Raw genomic sequence first — 15,917 nt, 5'->3', positions numbered from 1 at the left:
TAGCCGCTCAGGTCTCGAACTCGCGGGCGACCGCGTGCACCAGCTGCGCGATCTTCAGCGAGGTCTTCTTGTCCGGGTAGCGCCCCCGCTGGAGCGACGGCTGCACCGAGCTCTCCAGCACCTTGATCATGTCCTCGATCATGCTGGCCAGCTCGTCCGCCGGGCGGCGGCGCAGCTCGGCCAGGGACGGCGGAGCGTCCAAGAGCTTCACACCCATGGCCTGCGCGCCTTTCCGGCTGTCGACGACGCCGAACTCGACCCGCTGACCCGTTTTCAGTTCCGTGACCCCCGCCGGCAGCGCACCCTTGGGAAGGAACACGTCTCCGCCCTCATCACTGGTGACGAAGCCGAATCCCTTCGTAGCGTCGTACCACTTCACTCGACCCGTGGGCACCGCTGACCTCAACTTCACTCAATGGACACAACCGCTCACGCCAAGGCTATCTAGCGGATAGCCCGCGGCCCAACTGCAATCTCACTGAGTAACGTCGGAAACACGGTCAGATCCGGCAGGATGTGTGCGGCCCCGGCATCGCGGAGTTCCGCCTCCGAACACGGCCCGGTCGCCACACCGATTCCGGGGACGCCCGCGGTCCGTGCCGCGACCATGTCCGCCACGTGATCACCGACGTACCACCGCACGCCGTGCTCCACGAGCGCGGTCGCCTTGCCCTCGGCGAACAGGTCGCCGGCCAACTCGTCGGGGTGCATGCCCAGGTGGTCGAGGTGCAGACGGGCCAGGCGGCCGAGTTTCGACGTGACCACCACGATCCGCAGGCCGGCCGCGCGTACCGCCTCGAGAGTCTCGACGGCGCCGGGTGTCGGCAGGCTCGGAGTGATCGCCAGCTCCTCGTAGAGGGCGCGATAGGCGGTGACCGCCTCCTCCACCTGCTCCTCCGGGAACCAATACCGCAGCTCGGTCCGCAACGGCGGACCGAGCCGGGACACCGCGAGATCGGCGTCGACGAAGACGCCGGTCTCGGCGGTGAGTGCCAGGTACGCCTCCCGGATACCCGGACGGGAGTCGATCAGCGTCATGTCCAGGTCGAAACCGACCGCTGGGACGTCAGTCACCCTGGCCGTGGGTGGCCCGGTAGGTCAGGCTCTCCACCGGAAGAGGGAAAGTCTGGTCGTCGCCGAAGGGGGACGGGGCCGCCGCGCGGTCGGAGATGAGCTCGGAGACGTGCATCCGGCCCTTCATGTCCACGCCCCGCGGGCCATGGGAGTTCTCCCCCGTCGGCACCTTGGTGCCCGGCAGGTTGGCCTTCGCCACTTCGGTCCTCCTCAGATCGAACGTCCGGCCACGCCCGGACCCACCACCATCGTCCCATGAACGTTAGCGTTGAAGACGATGGCCACCACATTCGCCGATCAACTCCGGTCGCTCCCCGACGAGGCTCTGGGCGCGCTCATTGCGCTGCGCCCCGATCTCGTCATCCCGGTGCCGGCCGACATCTCGGCCCTCGCCGTGCGCGCACAATCCCGTAACTCGGTCGCCCGCTGTCTGGACGGCCTCGACGAGTTCACCCTCGCCGTCCTCGACGCGGCCCGCCTCACCCGGGCCGCCGACACGGCGCTGACCTCGGTCGACGCCATTCTCGAGCTGACACCGGGCATCCCCGGTGGCGACGTCGTGGCAGCGATCGACCGGCTCCGCGTCCGCTTCCTGCTGCACGGTCCACCGGACGGGCTGCACGTGGTCGGCGCCGTCGACGAGGTCACCTCGCCGTACCCTGCCGGGCTCGGCCGGCCCGCCGACTTCCTCGACCCGCAGACCGCCGCCCTCTGTGCCGACCGTGCCCGGCTGCGCCGCACCGTGCTGTCCGCACCGCCGGGCGCCCGCGCCGTCCTCGACCGGCTCGCCGCCGGTCCCCCGGTCGGGGCCCTCGCCCGTGACTCGGTCGCCGAACCGGTGCGCTGGCTGGTCGAGCAGCACGTGCTGGTGCCCGTCTCAGAGGTCGGCCGGAGCCCGCGGCCCGACGGTGAGCTGGTCGAACTTCCCCGCGAGATCGGCATGTTGCTGCGTCGCGAAACCGGCCCGCTCGGCGTTCTGCGCCCGCAACCGCCGGTGCCCGACGGCTCGTCCCGCGGTCCGCGGGCCGCCGACTCGGCCGGCGCCGGGCAGACCATGGAGGCGGTCCGCGCCACCGAGTCGCTGCTCGAGGCCCTCGCCACCGAGCCGGCCCCGGTCCTGCGCACCGGCGGCCTCGGCGTGCGCGACCTGAAACGCCTGGCCAAGGCTGCCGGCATCGACGAGGCCGGTGCGGCGCTGCTCATCGAGACGGCATACGCGGCGGGCCTGCTCGGTGAGTCCGAGATCGGCCCGTCCCAGGACGTCTTCATGCCCACCGGGGCGTACGACCTGTGGCGCGCCACCGGCATCGCACACCGCTGGGCCGCCCTGGCCCGGGCGTGGCTCGCCATGACCCGGCAGCCCGGTCTCGTCGGCCGCCGCGACGAACGGGACCGGCCGATCAACGCCCTCGCGCCGGACGCCGAACGGGCCGGGTCACCCCAGGCCCGCCGGGAGGTGCTGGGCGCCCTCGCCGACCTGGAACCCGGCGCCGCACCCGGTCTCGACGACCTGCTGGCGCTGCTCGCCTGGCAGGCGCCACGGCGGGCCCGCGGCCGGGAGGCGGTGCACACCGACGCGTACGCCGGAGCGGCCCAGCTCGGGGTCACCGGATTGGGAGCGCTCACCTCGTACTCCCGGGTGTTGTTGACCGACGCCGGCCCGGACGACAGCGATCCGCTCGGACTGCACCCCGAGGACGCCCACGCCGACGCGGTCCGCGCCCTCGACCAGCTGCTGCCCGCGCCCGTCGACCACATCCTGGTGCAGGCCGACCTGACCGTGATCGTCCCCGGACCGCCCGAACCCGAGCTAGCCGGCGAGCTCGACGTCCTGGCCGACCCCGAGTCGGCGGGCGGCGCCAGCGTCTTCCGGGTCACCCCGGCCAGCGTCCGGCGCGCCCTCGACGTCGGCTATCAGGCCGCCGACCTGCACGAACTGTTCCGGCGCCGCTCCCGCACCCCGGTGCCGCAGACGCTGACGTACCTGATCGACGACGCCGCCCGGCGGCACGGCGGCCTGCGCACCGGTTCGGCCGGTTCTTACCTGCGCAGCGACGACGAGGCCCTGCTCGCCGAGGTCGTCGCCGACAAGCGCGTGACCGGCCTGGACCTGCGGCGGATCGCGCCCACTGTGCTGGTCAGCCCACGCCCGGTGGCCCGTCTGCTCGGTGCGCTGCGCGAGGCCGGCTACGCCCCGGTCGCCGAGGACGCCGGTGGCGCGACCGTCCTGACCAGACCGAAAGCCAGGCGGTCACCGACCCGCTCCCCGCGGACCGTCGAACCGGCCGGCCCTGTGCTGACGGGCCCGCGCCTGGCCGGCGTCGTCGAACAGCTCCGCCGCGGCGACATCGCGACCAGGGCCGCCCGACGCGCGCCGGTCACCGTGCGGGCCGCCCATGGCCAGGCGATCCCCGGCCTCACCGCGGTCCAGCAGCACACCCAGGCCATGGCGGTCCTCCAGCAGGCGGTCCGCGACAAGGCCCGCGTCTGGGTCGGTTACGTCGACTCCCACGGCGCGACCCTGTCCCGTCTGGTCCGGCCGGTCTCCCTCTCCGCCGGTTACCTGCGGGCCGAGGACGAACGGGGCGAGAGCCTGCACACCTTCGCCCTGCACCGCATCACCGCGGCGGTCACCGAGGAGTAGTCCCTGACTTATCCGGCTTGCGACTAGATGGCGAAAGGACAGTAGCCTTTCGCCATCTAGTCATTGGCTTTTATCAACGAGGCGGGCAGTGCCATCACGCCTGTAGCCAATCAGTACGCCGTGGTGACAAAACGCATCTGGAGTTTCAGCGACGTGCGGACGCACGATGGCGGACCGCATGCTGATCTACCGGAGCCTGCTTCGAGTCGAGCCCGCCAGCACGTCATCGGCGAGGGCACGTCACCCAGCCGGATCGACGAACCACCCGACCTCACCTTCGCTTTTCGAATCCACTCGTCGCACAGGATGCCGACACTGCGGCGGAACGGGCCGCCTTCGACGAACTGGACAGGCTCACCGTGCTGTTCGCCGACCAGTAGTGGTCTTTGCCGGGTCGTGCGCCCCCGATTTACAGCGCACGACCCGGCCGTAAGGTCCGACGCGCGAGAGGGCCGAAAGGTTGTAAGCGAATTTCGTGGCACACTTGAGGGTCGTCTTTTTAGGCCTTCGGAGGTTGTACGGGTGAGCGGCGGACCACTGATCGTGCAGTCGGACAAGACCCTGCTTCTGGAGGTGGATCACCCGGACGCCCAAGCCTGCAGGATGGCGATCGCGCCGTTCGCGGAGCTGGAGCGCTCGCCCGAGCATGTGCACACCTACCGGCTGACCCCGCTGGGCCTGTGGAACTCGCGGGCCGCCGGCCACGACGCGGAGAGCGTGGTCGATGCGCTGATCAAGTTCTCCCGCTACCCGGTTCCGCATGCCCTGCTCGTGGACGTCGCCGAGACGATGGATCGCTACGGTCGTCTGCAGCTGCTCAACGACCCGGTGCACGGGCTGGTCCTGCGTGGCCTCGACAAGATCGTGCTGATCGAGGTGGCGAAGTCGAAGAAGCTGGCGGGCATGCTCGGCGCCCGCCTCGACGACGAGACGATCGCGGTGCACGGCTCCGAGCGGGGCCGGCTCAAGCAGGCGTTGCTGAAGCTGGGCTGGCCGGCCGAGGACCTGGCCGGCTACGTCGACGGCGAGGCGCACGAGATCGATCTAGCCGAGGACGGCTGGACGCTCCGTTCGTACCAGCAAGAGGCCGTTGATGGTTTCTGGGCGGGTGGCTCAGGGGTCGTCGTGCTTCCGTGCGGTGCCGGAAAGACGCTGGTCGGCGCCGCGGCGATGGCGACCGCGAAGGCGACCACGCTGATCCTGGTGACCAACACGGTCGCCGGCCGGCAGTGGAAACGGGAGTTGCTGGCCCGCACCACGCTCACCGAGGACGAGATCGGCGAGTACAGCGGGGAGCGTAAGGAGATCCGCCCGGTCACGATCGCGACGTATCAGGTGCTGACGTCCCGCCGGGGTGGGGCGTTCACGCATCTGGATCTGTTCGGCGCGCGTGACTGGGGCCTGGTCATCTACGACGAGGTGCACCTGCTGCCGGCGCCGATCTTCCGGTTCACCGCCGACCTGCAGGCCCGCCGCCGGCTCGGCCTGACCGCGACGCTGGTCCGCGAGGACGGCCGCGAGGGTGACGTGTTCTCGCTGATCGGCCCGAAACGCTACGACGCCCCGTGGAAGGACATCGAGGCGCAGGGCTGGATCGCTCCGGCCGAGTGTGTCGAGGTCCGGGTGACGCTGACCGACGCCGAGCGGATGTCGTACGCGGTGACCGAGGCCGAGGAGCGCTACCGGGTGGCGGCGACCGCCCGGACCAAGCTGCCGGTGGTCAAGGCTCTGGTCGAACGGCACCCGGGTGAGCAGGTGCTGGTGATCGGCGGTTTCCTGGACCAGTTGCACGAGCTCGGTGAATATCTTGATGCCCCGATCGTGCAGGGTTCGACGACGAACAAGGAGCGGGAGCGTCTGTTCGACGCATTCCGGGACGGTTCACTTCGGACACTGGTGCTGTCGAAAGTCGGCAACTTCTCCATCGACCTGCCGGAGGCGGCGGTCGCGATCCAGGTGTCCGGCACGTTCGGCTCACGTCAGGAGGAGGCCCAGCGTTTGGGCCGGGTCCTGCGTCCGAAGGGCGACGGCCGGCAGGCCCACTTCTACACGGTGGTCTCCCGGGACACCATCGACACGGAGTACGCCGCCCACCGTCAGCGCTTCCTGGCCGAACAGGGCTACGCCTACAAGATCATCGACGCCGATGACGTGCTCGGCCCGCCCCTGCCCAAGATCGACTGACTGACATACTTCCATCCGTGAAGATCACGGGGAATCACCAGTTCACCTACCGAACGTTCCGTCTCGTATGCCTTGAGGCCTTCCCCAGAAGGCACGTTCTCCAGGGAGTCGGAGCGATCGGTCTGGTGCTCATCCTGTTCACCGGCGTCGAGTCGGACAAGACGGTCCCGATCGTCGGGCTCGCGTTCTGCGTCGTGATGCCCGAGCTGTTCGCCCTGCTGTCCTGGTTCCCTCAGCGACAGCAGGCGAACCAGCCGACCCATTACGAGCTCGACGACACCGGGCTCCACGTCCACACGGCCACCAGCGACGTGCGAGTGACCTGGCCAGGCGTGACGTGGGTGAAGACCCACCGTCACGCCTGGATGGTACGGAACGGCGCAACCCAGCTCCCGATCCCCCGAGCGGCTTTCAGCCCGGACGACCAGGCCACGTTCGACGCCTTCGTCGCCGCACGAGCCGCCATCAAGCCCTGATTCATCAGCCCGGCAAACCACCGCTGCGGATGACCCGGCATACGCCAGCGGCAGACACCGCCGCCCGGACGCACCTCCCCGCCCCGAGCCCCTGACCTCGGACCCACGCCCCGAACCCACGCCTCGGACCCGCCGCCTCGCACCCCCGCGCCCGGACTCCCACGCGCTGGCCCCCGGCGCCTCGGACTCGGTCTCGGACCCGCCGCCCGACCCCCACGTCCCGGACTTTCCCGCCCCGGATCCTCCCCGGGCCGCCGCCGCGGACTCCCACGCCCGGTCTCCCACGCCCGGACTCGCACGCCCGGACTTTCCCGCTCAGGATCCCGCCTCGGAGGACGCATACGCTGGGCGGGTTTGACCCGTTTCGACGAACGGGTCGGCGACTTGATCGTCAAGCCGCCTTGAAAGCCAGCAGCGGGGCGATGGGCTCCACCCGCCTTGGTCAACTATGTCGATCTCCACTGTAGAGACAGACGGGTGGCGGCCCGCTCGGCGCGGATCTCCATGAGGTCGCCGAGGATGACGGCTCGATCGTGGACCACCGGCTGGTCGTCCATGGCGTAGGTGGTGCGCTCGCTGACGAACACCGCCCCGCCGACCGGCCGCTGAAGGTGGCCGGCGATCGGCTCTTCGAGCAGGCCCGGAACGATCCGTTCCGAGGCCCGGACGATGGTGACTCCCGCTTCCGCGAGCGCCACGTAAAGCGACATCAGCCGGAAGGCCTCGCCGCGGACCCGGGATCCGTGCGGCTCCGGTACCCACGACGTCTGGTGGATCACCGGCTTGCCGCCGAGCAGTCGTAGTCGCTCCAGTCGCAACCCACGCCCGCTGACGTCAGCCGAGTCCTCCAGCGAGACGGACAGCACCTCGGTGGTCACGGCATGGCCCTGTTCGCGCAGGTCCTCGACGAAGCTGCGCAGCGTGTCGACCCGATAGGCGGCCTGCACCGGCGCGATGAACGTCCCGCGACCAGCCTGCTGGATGATCAGTCCCTCGTCGCGGAGTTCCTGCAGTGCCTGACGCAGTGTCATCAGCGTGACGCCGTACTGAGCACTCAGATCCCGCTGCGCCGGAAGGGCATCACCCGGCCGATAGGTCCCTTCCCGGATCTTGTCGGCCAGATCAGCGGCAATGCGCCGGTACGCGGGAACCCTCACACCTCACAGTCTGGCCCATCACGATCGAACGCCTTCCGGAACCCGGCCGCGGCCACACCGAGCACACCCAGCACCGCCCTCACGATCGAACGCCACCCGAGCCCGGCCGCGCGGCCACACCGAGCACACCCAGCGCCGCCATCATGGTCGAGCGCCGTCCGGCAGCCGGCCGGCATCAAGGTCGAGCGCCTTGCGCAACCCGGCCACGGTCGCGCCGAGTTCGTCCGGTGTGCCGCCCTCCAGGACGCGCCGCATCAGCGCGGCCCCGATGACGACCCCATCGGCGGACTGCACCGCGGTCAGGGCGTCATCGGGTGTGGCGACACCGAAGGCGAGCAGGACCGGCCGGTCGGTGAGCTGCCGCAGGTCGGCGGCGAGCCGGCCGCCCGAGGCCGCGAACTGTGCGCCCGTGGTGCCCATGGTCGAGACCGCGTAGACGAATCCGCGGGACGCCGCGGCGATCTCGGCGAGCCGCTCCGCTGAGGTGGTCGGCGCGGCCAGCAGTGTGAGATCGACGCCGGCCGCTGCGGCCGCCTCGGCGAGCGACGCCGACTCGTCGATCGGCAGGTCCGGAACGATCAACCCGTGGATCCCGGCCGCCGCCAGGTCACGGCAGAAGTCGGCTGCGCCACGGTGGACGACGAGGTTGTAGTAGGTCATGGCGATCAGCGGGACGTCGATCCGGACCGCTGCCACCTCGTCGAGCAGGCCGCGAACCGTGACACCGCGCCGCAACGCCCGGCCGGAGGCCTCCTGGATGACGGGCCCGTCGAGGATCGGATCGGAGAACGGCAGTCCGATCTCGATCGCGTCGGCACCGGCCCGCGCGTATGCGGTCAGATAGTCGATCCAGTCGGCTCGGATGCCACCGGTCACATAGGGCACCAGCAGCGACCTGCCTTCGGAACGTCGCCGCCGCAGGTGGGTCTCGATCACGATGCCTCCATCAGCGTCGCCATGTCCTTGTCGCCCCGGCCGGAGAGCGTCACCAGCACCGTCGACCACGGTGGGAGCTCGCCCGACTCGGCGGCACGGATCACCCAGGCGATGGCGTGCGCCGACTCGAGGGCGCACAGGATCCCCTCGGTGCGGGCCAGCCGTTGGAGGGCCGGGATGACCTCGGCGTCGCCGACCGTGACGTAGCGGGCCCGGCCGGTGTCCCTGAGGTGGGCGTGTTCCGGCCCGATGCCGGGGTAGTCGAGGCCGGCGGCGATCGAGTGAGCCTCGGTGACCTGCCCGTTCTCGTCCTGCAGGAGGTACGACCGGAACCCGTGCAGCACGCCGACCTGCCCGAACGCGACGGCCGCGCCACCCTCGGCCTCGACGCCGACGAGCTGCGCCCCGGTGTCGGCGAATCCGGCGAACGTGCCGGCCGCGTTGGAGCCGCCGCCGATGCAGGCGACCACGTAGTCGGGGGTGCCAGTGCTGAGCTCGGCTGCGCACTGGCGCCGGGCCTCGTCGCCGACGACCCGCTGGAGCTCCCGGACCATCCAGGGGTAGGGGTGCGGTCCCATCACCGAGCCGAGGCAGTAGTGGGCCTCGTCCACGCAGGTGACCCAGTGCCGCAGCGCTTCGCTGGTGGAGTCCTTGAGGGTGCGGGTGCCGCTGGTGACGGGGATGACCTCGGCGCCGAGCATCTTCATCCGGAAGACGTTGAGGGCCTGCCGCTCGATGTCGACCTCGCCCATGAAGACCGTCGCGTCGAGGCCGAGAAGCGCCGCCGCGGTGGCGGTGGCGACGCCGTGCTGGCCGGCGCCGGTCTCGGCGAGGAGCCGGGTCTTGCCCATCCGCTTGGCGAGCAGCGCCTGCCCGAGCACGTTGTTGATTTTGTGGGAGCCGGTGTGCGCCAGGTCCTCGCGCTTGAGCAGGAGGTTGATGCCGAGCTCCTCGGACAGCCGCCAGGCCGGGGTGAGCGCGGTCGGCCGGCCGGCGTGGACGGCGAGCAGCCGATCGAGATCGCGGCGGAACCGCGGGTCGGCCCAGGCGTCGCGGAACGCCTCCTCCAGCTCGGCGCACGCGGGGATCAGCGACTCGGGCACGTAACGGCCGCCGTACTCCCCGAAGCGACCGGACGAGCCGGGGTCGGACATGACGCCGGCGGCAGGACGAGTGACACCCGTGGCCGGGCGCGGCAACGCGACCTCGGTCATGACAGCCTCCAACTGTTCTAGAACTGAGTTCTAGAACAGTTATACACAACTGCTGGCTACTCGGGAACCTCCGGGCCCGGTTGAAGGAGGTCAGCCATGAGATCGCCCAGACGAGCGGCCCGTTCGAGTACCTGAGAAGATCCGAACTGCGCGGCCGGCATCTCCCCGGTCGCCATGGCGACGACCTCGTCCCAGGTCAGCGGCGCCGAGGCGGTCGGCGACGAGCCCGCACGCAGCGAATACGGCGTGACCGTCGTCTTGGCCGCGTTGTTCTGGCTCCAGTCGATGAAGACCTTCCCGGGCCGCAACTGCTTGGCCATCTTCGCGGTGATGGAGCCGGGCACCATCGCCGCGAGTTCCTCGGCCACCGACCGCGCGAACGACGACACGACCTCGGCCGGCTGCGTTCCGGAGATCGGGCAGCACAGCTGCATGCCCTTCTTCCCCGACGTCTTCGGGTACGCGGCGATCCCGGAGGCGGCCAGCCGGTCCCGCATCAGGACCGCCACGGCACAGCACTCCTTCAACGAGGCGGGCGCGCCCGGATCCAGGTCGACGACGAGCAGGTCGGGGTCGGTGCCGATCCGCCACTGCGGGGTGTGCAGTTCGATGGCCGCGAGATTCGCCAGCCAGACGAGGGTGGCCAGCTCGTCGACGACCACGAAGTCGATGGTCTCCCGGCTCTTGGTCGAGCCGGGCACCGGCAGCGTCTCCAGGCGCACCCACGGAGGCGTACCGCCGGGTTTGTTCTTCTCGAAGAAGTGCGCCTCGTCGACGCCGTTCGGGTAGCGGATCCGCGTGACGGCACGGTCCGCCAGGTGCGGCAGCATGAACTCCGAGATCCGGGTGTAGTAGTCGATCACCTCGCCCTTGGTGAAACCGGCCGCCGGGTACATGACCTTGTCCAGGTTGGAGAGCTCGAGGTCACGGCCCTCGATGGCCACCGGGATCCGGTCACGAGGCATCGTCGGCACACTCTCCGGGCGTCTTGTCGTCACGCAGCCGCAGGAAGCGGGGGAAGCGCAGACGGCGGTCGGGTGTCTGGTTGCCGTACCGGATCTCGGCCACCAGCTCCGGACGTACCCAATGTGCTCCTTTGGAATCCTCTCGCGGCACCGCACCGGGAGCGAAGGGCGAAGCGGGGGTCGCGAGCGGCGCCAGCCGCGAGAGGAGATCCTTCTCGGCGGCCGCGCCGATGCCACCGCCGACCCGGCCCCGGAAGGCCAGGCCGTCCGGGGTCGGCACGCCGATCAGGAGGCCGCCGAGTTTGCGGGCGCCGGGCCGCCAGCCGCCGATCACGTAGTCGCCGGTGCGGTCGAACTTGACCTTCACCCAGTCCGCGGATCGGAGTCCGGGCAGGTAGACCGAGTCGGAACGCTTGGCCATCACGCCCTCGAGCCGGTTCTCCCGGGCCGCGGCGGCGGTGGCCGCCCCGTCGCCGAACGACGGCGGGACCATCCAGTGCGTACCGGCCAGGTCTAGCTCCTCGAGACGTTCACGACGGGCCAGGTACGGCAGCCCGGTGTAGTCGATCCCGTCGAGGAAGAGCAGGTCGAAGACCATATAGGTGACCGGCGAGGTGATCGCCAGCCGGGACGCGCGGTTCTTGTCGCGGACGTGCATGCGTTCGGCCAGGGCGGTGAACGACGGCCGGCCGGCTGCGTCGAGGACGACCATCTCGCCGTCGAGCAGCGTCCCCTCCGGCAGGTGCAGGCCGGCGATCTCCGGGTAGGCGGCGGTCACCACCGCGCCGGAACGCGCGAACAGGGCGGGCGCGTCGTCGGTGAACAGTGCGAGAACCCGGACCCCGTCCCACTTGAACTCGTAGCTCCAGTCCGCGCCCACCGGCAGATCGCCCGCGGTCGCGAGCATCGGTGACAGTGGTGGTCCCGGCACTCGATCACCATAGGCAAAAGCAATCACCTTACGCAGGCGTCTCAGTGATGCCATTCTGAGGTCATGCGAGCGATCTGGAAGGGCGCTGTCTCATTCGGTCTGGTGTCGATCGCCGTCAAGCTGTATTCGGCGACCGAGGAGAAGGACATCCGCTTCCACCAGGTGCATCGCACCGACGGGGGCCGGATCAAGTACCAGCGCACCTGCTCGGTCGACGGTGAGGTGGTGACCTACGACGACATCGCCAAGGGTTACGACATCGGCGGCGGGGAAATGGTGATCTTGACCGATGAGGATTTCGCCGAGCTGCCCCTGAGCACGTCCCGAGCCATTGACGTGCTGGAATTCGTGCCGTCCGAGCAGATCGACCCGATCCTCTTCGCCAAGGCGTACTACCTGGAACCCGAGGGGCAGGCCGCCAAGCCGTACGTGCTGTTGCGCGACGCTCTCCGGGACGCCGACAGGGTGGCCATCGTCAAGATCGCGATCCGGCAGCGTGAGCAGCTCGCCACCCTCCGGGTCCGCGACGACGTGCTGGTCCTCAACACCATGATGTGGCCCGACGAGGTGCGCACGCCCGAATTCGGCTTCCTCGACGACGACATCGAGACCCGCCCGGCCGAGCTCGCGATGGCCAGTTCCCTGATCGACTCGATGGCCGGCAGCTTCAAGCCGGAGGAGTTCACCGACAACTACCGGGCCGCGTTGCAGGAGGTCATCGACGCCAAGGTGGAGGGCCGCGAGGTGGTCCAGCCGGAGGAGGCCGAGGAGGCGCCGGCAGCGGCCATCGACCTCATGGCGGCACTCAAGGCCTCCGTCGAACGTGCGAAGCAGGCAAGAGGCGAAAACCCTTCATCCGGTACGGACGGAGCGGTCAAGAAGAGTGCTCCTGCGAAGAAGGCCGCACCCGCCGCCAAGAAGGCGCCCGCCAAGAAGACCGCGAGCGCGAGGAAGACCACTACGGCCGCGAAGGCCACGAAGAAGTCGGCATGACTAGGCTTCTCCCATGGGTCTTGCATGCGGGGTGTCCCGATGGCGCTGACTTGGGCGGAGTCCTACCTGGGGAGGGTTCGCGCCAGCGTCGGTGACACCGACACGATCTTCTTCGTCGGCGCCCGCACACTGGTCTTCGACGAGCAGGACCGGCTGTTGCTGATCCAGCGGTCCGACAACCATCGCTGGGCGATCCCGGCCGGCGCCATGGAGCTCGGCGAGAGCATGGAGCAGTGCGCCGTCCGGGAACTGTGGGAGGAGACCGGCCTGCGGGCCACCTCCCTGACGCCGTACGCGTTCTACACCGCCTACACCTACACCAATCAGTACGAGCACACGTACCAGCAGGTGTTGATGACCTTCGTGGTGAACGCCTGGGAAGGTGAGCTGCTCCGTCAGACCGAGGAGAGCGTGGACGCCGGTTTCTTCCCGCTGGACGCGCTTCCCGGACAGAAGTCGTTCGTGATCGACGAGGCCCTCGCCGACCTTGCCACGTTCCGCGAAACGGGCATCCTGGTCATGAAGTAAGGGTGGGATAAATCGCGATGCGCCGTCCTGTCCGCTGGGGCAGGATGGCCCTTCGTGACGAGTAAGCGCCGCCTGAGCCTGGACCTGTCCCCGTTACGCACCTCCCGGGACTTCCGGCTCGTCTTCATCGCCGGCCTGGTGACCGCGTTCGGGTCGTTCATCAGCTACGTCACGATCCCCTACCAGGTGGCGAAGCTGACCGACGACCCGCTGATGGTGGGCCTGATCGGCGTCTGCGAGCTGCTGCCGCTGATCTTCATGTCGTTCGTCGGTGGCGCCCTGGCCGACTACATCGACCGGCGGCTGCTGGTCTGGGGCAGCGAGGCCGCACTCGCCGTGATCTGCGGCATCCTGCTGGTCAACTCGCTCTCCGACGAGCCGCACCTGTGGCTGCTGTACGTCGCCGCGTTCCTCACCGCCGCGGTCGCCGGCCTGCAGCGCCCGGCCCTGCAGGCGATGGTTCCCCGGCTGGTGAAGCCCGAGGAGCTGCCGGCCACCATGTCGCTGCAGTCGCTGAGCATGCAGTTCGCCCAGCTCGCCGGTCTGCCGCTGGCCGGCATTCTGCTCGCCTCCTTCGACCTGGCCTGGGTGTACGCATTCGACCTGCTCACCTTCGCCGCGTCACTGATCTGTCTGTTCCTGGTCAGGGCGGTCCCGCCACCGGTGGCCGCCGACCGCCCGTCGGTGAAGAGCGTGGTCATCGGCCTGAAGTACGCGAAGTCGCGCCCCGAGCTGCTCGGCACGTACCTGGTCGACATCAACGCCATGTTCTTCGGCATGCCGTCCGCGCTGTACCCGTTCCTCGCCGACGATCTCGGCGGCCCGAAGGTGCTCGGCCTGCTCTACGCCGCTCCCGCGGTCGGCTCGCTGCTGGCTACGGTCGGGTCCGGCTGGACGGCCCGGGTGCACCGGCACGGCCTGATGGTGCTGATAGCCGCCGCGCTGTGGGGTGTCGGCATCGTCGGCGTGGGTCTGTCGAACACCCTGTGGCTGACCCTGTTCTGCCTGGCCTTCGCCGGCGCTGCCGACATGGTGTCCGGGCTGTTCCGCATGATCATCTGGAACCAGACGATCCCCGATCACCTGCGCGGGCGCCTGGCCGGCATCGAGATGCTGTCGTACACCACCGGCCCGTTGCTGGGTCAGCTCCGGGCCGGGGCGATGGCGCGTACCGGCCTCGGGGTCGCCGGTTCGATCTGGGTCGGCGGTGTGCTGTGCGTGGCCGGGACCCTGGCCCTGGCCGCGGCGCTGCCGAAGTTCCTCCGTTACGACGGCGAACACGGCATGGCCCTCAAGAAGGCCGCCGACGACGAGTGGAACGCCACCGCCGACTCCCGGCGCGGACAGTGAGCACGACGGTGGCGGACTCTCTTACTTGACCTTGACCGCATCGAACCGGGTCTGCGGCTGCCGGATGCTGCTGCCGGCGTAGACGACCATCCAGGTGCCGGACTTGGTGGCCTTGATCTTCTTGCTGTACTTGCCGCCGGTCCCGGTCGTGGTCTGCCCCTTGTACACGTAGGCGCTGGTCCCGGCAGCCTTGAAGTAGAACTTCAGCACCGCGCCTTTGAGGCCGTACTTCGCGCCGTAGCCCACCGGGTCGACCTTGAGGACGCCGCTGTGGGTCAGGGCGCTGTTCCGCTTCACCGGCTCCGGCGTCGCGTTGTAGGTGAGCGACGTCGGCCGCTTGACGTAGAACGTGTTGACCCGCTCCACCACGTGCCGGGTGAAGTCGTCGCCGTACCACTCCAGCTCGGTGCGGATGGTGTACCGGCCGGGCCCGTCGAGGCCTCCGCAGATGAAAATGTAATCCGTCAGATAGGCATGGTCCCCGCTGCGCGAGGACTGAGCGGGGTACAGGAAGTCGGCCCAGTCGCCGTCCGGCCCGACGACGTCCGCGGTGACGCCCGCGTAGTTCTCCTCGGCCAGCGGGTCGTACACCTTGAAGGTCACCTTCACCCGGTTCGCACACCCCGCGTCTCCGTCGAGCACCACGGTGCTCGTCGACAACGTGACGCCGACGAGAGCGGGCTCGGCCTGCGCCGGTGAGGCGGTCAGTACCGCGGTGGCCAGTCCGGTGAAGACGGCGAGAGCTGCCGCGGCACCGCGGCGAGCAAGAGACTTGCGCATGGATTCCCTTCCCCAGGCGAACGGACGGTTCCGTACCGTCGTATCGCGTGGCAATCCTCCATGCACCCGGTCGTCACTTTCCAGCCACCGAGGCCACTTCTGACCTACGGTATCGGCGACCTTGGCCGAACAGTCAGATCGAAAGAACCGAAACGGCTTTGCCGCTTTCAGCCAAGGTCGCCGCCGGGCATGGCGTCAGTAGTTCCGGCCACCGGCCGCGGCGCGCGCTCCGACCGCCGCCTTCGCGAACGCGGGTGGCCGGCCGTTGGCGAGCTCCCCGCCGAACCAGGCGCCGAAAGCGGCCAGCCCCAGGGCGAGCAACTCGACGGTGAACAGGCCACCGCCGACGACCCGGTCGTCGGCCTGGACCCGCAGCATCGCGATGACAGCGAAGACCACGAGCACGCCCATGTTGATCAGGCTGCGCAGCGCGCCGAGCCGGCGGTCCTGCGAGCGGCGGACGAACATGACGTCGACGGCACCGGCCACGGCGGCCAGAGCCCCACCGACCAGGCCGGCCACGACGTTCCAGTAGGCCAGGGCACCGAGGATGCTAGGTCCCCCTAGCAAATCCGCCATATCGAACATGACGGCCATAGCGAACAGCCCGAGCGGGAACATCACGAGAATGGGCTGCACCGCCTGGCCGGCGACACTCAATCGGCTTTCCATTCCGTTATCGCCT

16 protein-coding genes are annotated in these 15,917 nt (G+C 69.4%); 6 read left to right on the top strand and 10 right to left on the bottom strand.

Annotated elements, in window-relative coordinates; translation table 11 throughout:
• Positions 1-7 precede the first annotated feature (7 nt).
• The 3 genes from CLV67_RS43785 to CLV67_RS43775 are packed head-to-tail and all read right to left on the bottom strand — an operon-like array spanning position 8 to position 1,273.
• Positions 8-394 carry a cold-shock protein gene (locus CLV67_RS43785; protein ID WP_106329611.1) on the bottom strand — a complete coding sequence of 129 codons (387 nt, stop codon included), beginning with the start codon at positions 392-394 and terminating at the stop codon, positions 8-10.
• 50 nt (positions 395-444) lie between these two features.
• Positions 445-1,074: an HAD family hydrolase gene (locus CLV67_RS43780; RefSeq protein ID WP_373873210.1), complete on the bottom strand. Its 630-nt coding sequence runs from the start codon at positions 1,072-1,074 to the stop codon at positions 445-447.
• Positions 1,067-1,273 carry a hypothetical protein gene (locus CLV67_RS43775; RefSeq protein WP_106329609.1) on the bottom strand — a complete coding sequence of 69 codons (207 nt, stop codon included), beginning with the start codon at positions 1,271-1,273 and terminating at the stop codon, positions 1,067-1,069. The genes CLV67_RS43780 and CLV67_RS43775 overlap by 8 nt, the downstream gene beginning before the upstream one ends.
• A gap of 78 nt (positions 1,274-1,351) precedes the next feature.
• Here CLV67_RS43775 and CLV67_RS43770 point away from each other — a divergent pair, with 78 nt between their 5' ends.
• The 3 genes from CLV67_RS43770 to CLV67_RS43760 all read left to right on the top strand — a co-directional run bounded on the left by CLV67_RS43770 (position 1,352) and on the right by CLV67_RS43760 (position 6,378).
• Positions 1,352-3,718 carry a helicase-associated domain-containing protein gene (locus CLV67_RS43770; RefSeq protein WP_106329607.1) on the top strand — a complete coding sequence of 789 codons (2,367 nt, stop codon included), beginning with the start codon at positions 1,352-1,354 and terminating at the stop codon, positions 3,716-3,718.
• A gap of 522 nt (positions 3,719-4,240) precedes the next feature.
• Positions 4,241-5,902, top strand: a complete 1,662-nt coding sequence (locus CLV67_RS43765) for a DNA repair helicase XPB (protein ID WP_106329605.1) — start codon at positions 4,241-4,243, stop codon at positions 5,900-5,902.
• A 125-nt stretch (positions 5,903-6,027) separates the two neighbouring features.
• Positions 6,028-6,378 carry a YcxB family protein gene (locus CLV67_RS43760; protein WP_146169538.1) on the top strand — a complete coding sequence of 117 codons (351 nt, stop codon included), beginning with the start codon at positions 6,028-6,030 and terminating at the stop codon, positions 6,376-6,378.
• Positions 6,379-6,824: 446 nt separating this feature from the next.
• Here CLV67_RS43760 and CLV67_RS43755 read toward each other — a convergent pair whose 3' ends face one another.
• The 5 genes from CLV67_RS43755 to ligD (CLV67_RS43735) all read right to left on the bottom strand — a co-directional run bounded on the left by CLV67_RS43755 (position 6,825) and on the right by ligD (CLV67_RS43735) (position 11,581).
• Positions 6,825-7,535 carry a GntR family transcriptional regulator gene (locus tag CLV67_RS43755; RefSeq protein WP_106329602.1) on the bottom strand — a complete coding sequence of 237 codons (711 nt, stop codon included), beginning with the start codon at positions 7,533-7,535 and terminating at the stop codon, positions 6,825-6,827.
• 141 nt (positions 7,536-7,676) lie between these two features.
• On the bottom strand, positions 7,677-8,471 hold the full coding sequence (gene trpA, locus CLV67_RS43750; RefSeq protein ID WP_239166842.1) for a tryptophan synthase subunit alpha: 795 nt from the start codon (positions 8,469-8,471) through the stop codon (positions 7,677-7,679).
• Positions 8,468-9,685, bottom strand: a complete 1,218-nt coding sequence (gene trpB, locus CLV67_RS43745; RefSeq protein ID WP_203737711.1) for a tryptophan synthase subunit beta — start codon at positions 9,683-9,685, stop codon at positions 8,468-8,470. The genes trpA and trpB overlap by 4 nt, the downstream gene beginning before the upstream one ends.
• 56 nt (positions 9,686-9,741) lie before the next feature.
• The gene (gene ligD / locus CLV67_RS43740; RefSeq protein WP_106329756.1) at positions 9,742-10,650 is read right to left on the bottom strand and encodes a non-homologous end-joining DNA ligase; all 909 of its coding nucleotides are present in this window, start codon (positions 10,648-10,650) and stop codon (positions 9,742-9,744) included.
• Positions 10,640-11,581: a non-homologous end-joining DNA ligase gene (gene ligD / locus CLV67_RS43735; protein WP_106329600.1), complete on the bottom strand. Its 942-nt coding sequence runs from the start codon at positions 11,579-11,581 to the stop codon at positions 10,640-10,642. Before ligD (CLV67_RS43735) ends, ligD (CLV67_RS43740) begins: the two co-directional genes overlap by 11 nt.
• 63 nt (positions 11,582-11,644) lie before the next feature.
• Between ligD (CLV67_RS43735) and ku the strand changes: the two genes are divergently transcribed.
• From ku to CLV67_RS43720, 3 genes are read left to right on the top strand one after another with little or no spacing between them, the layout of a single operon-like run.
• Entirely contained in the window at positions 11,645-12,574 is a 930-nt protein-coding gene (ku, locus tag CLV67_RS43730; RefSeq protein ID WP_106329598.1) for a non-homologous end joining protein Ku, read from the top strand.
• A 39-nt stretch (positions 12,575-12,613) separates the two neighbouring features.
• A complete protein-coding gene (locus CLV67_RS43725) occupies positions 12,614-13,102 on the top strand; it encodes an NUDIX domain-containing protein (RefSeq protein ID WP_106329755.1) in 489 nt (162 codons plus the stop codon).
• A 54-nt stretch (positions 13,103-13,156) separates the two neighbouring features.
• The gene (locus tag CLV67_RS43720) at positions 13,157-14,452 is read left to right on the top strand and encodes an MFS transporter (RefSeq protein ID WP_239166841.1); all 1,296 of its coding nucleotides are present in this window, start codon (positions 13,157-13,159) and stop codon (positions 14,450-14,452) included.
• 21 nt (positions 14,453-14,473) lie between these two features.
• Here CLV67_RS43720 and CLV67_RS43715 read toward each other — a convergent pair whose 3' ends face one another.
• The gene (locus CLV67_RS43715) at positions 14,474-15,232 is read right to left on the bottom strand and encodes a hypothetical protein (protein WP_106329596.1); all 759 of its coding nucleotides are present in this window, start codon (positions 15,230-15,232) and stop codon (positions 14,474-14,476) included.
• Positions 15,233-15,427: 195 nt separating this feature from the next.
• The gene (locus tag CLV67_RS43710) at positions 15,428-15,904 is read right to left on the bottom strand and encodes a DUF2231 domain-containing protein (protein WP_106329594.1); all 477 of its coding nucleotides are present in this window, start codon (positions 15,902-15,904) and stop codon (positions 15,428-15,430) included.
• Positions 15,905-15,917 lie beyond the last annotated feature (13 nt).

Source organism: Actinoplanes italicus, from assembly GCF_003001815.1.
Lineage (GTDB): Bacteria > Actinomycetota > Actinomycetes > Mycobacteriales > Micromonosporaceae > Actinoplanes > Actinoplanes italicus.
This window is presented reverse-complemented; position numbering and strand designations above follow the sequence as displayed.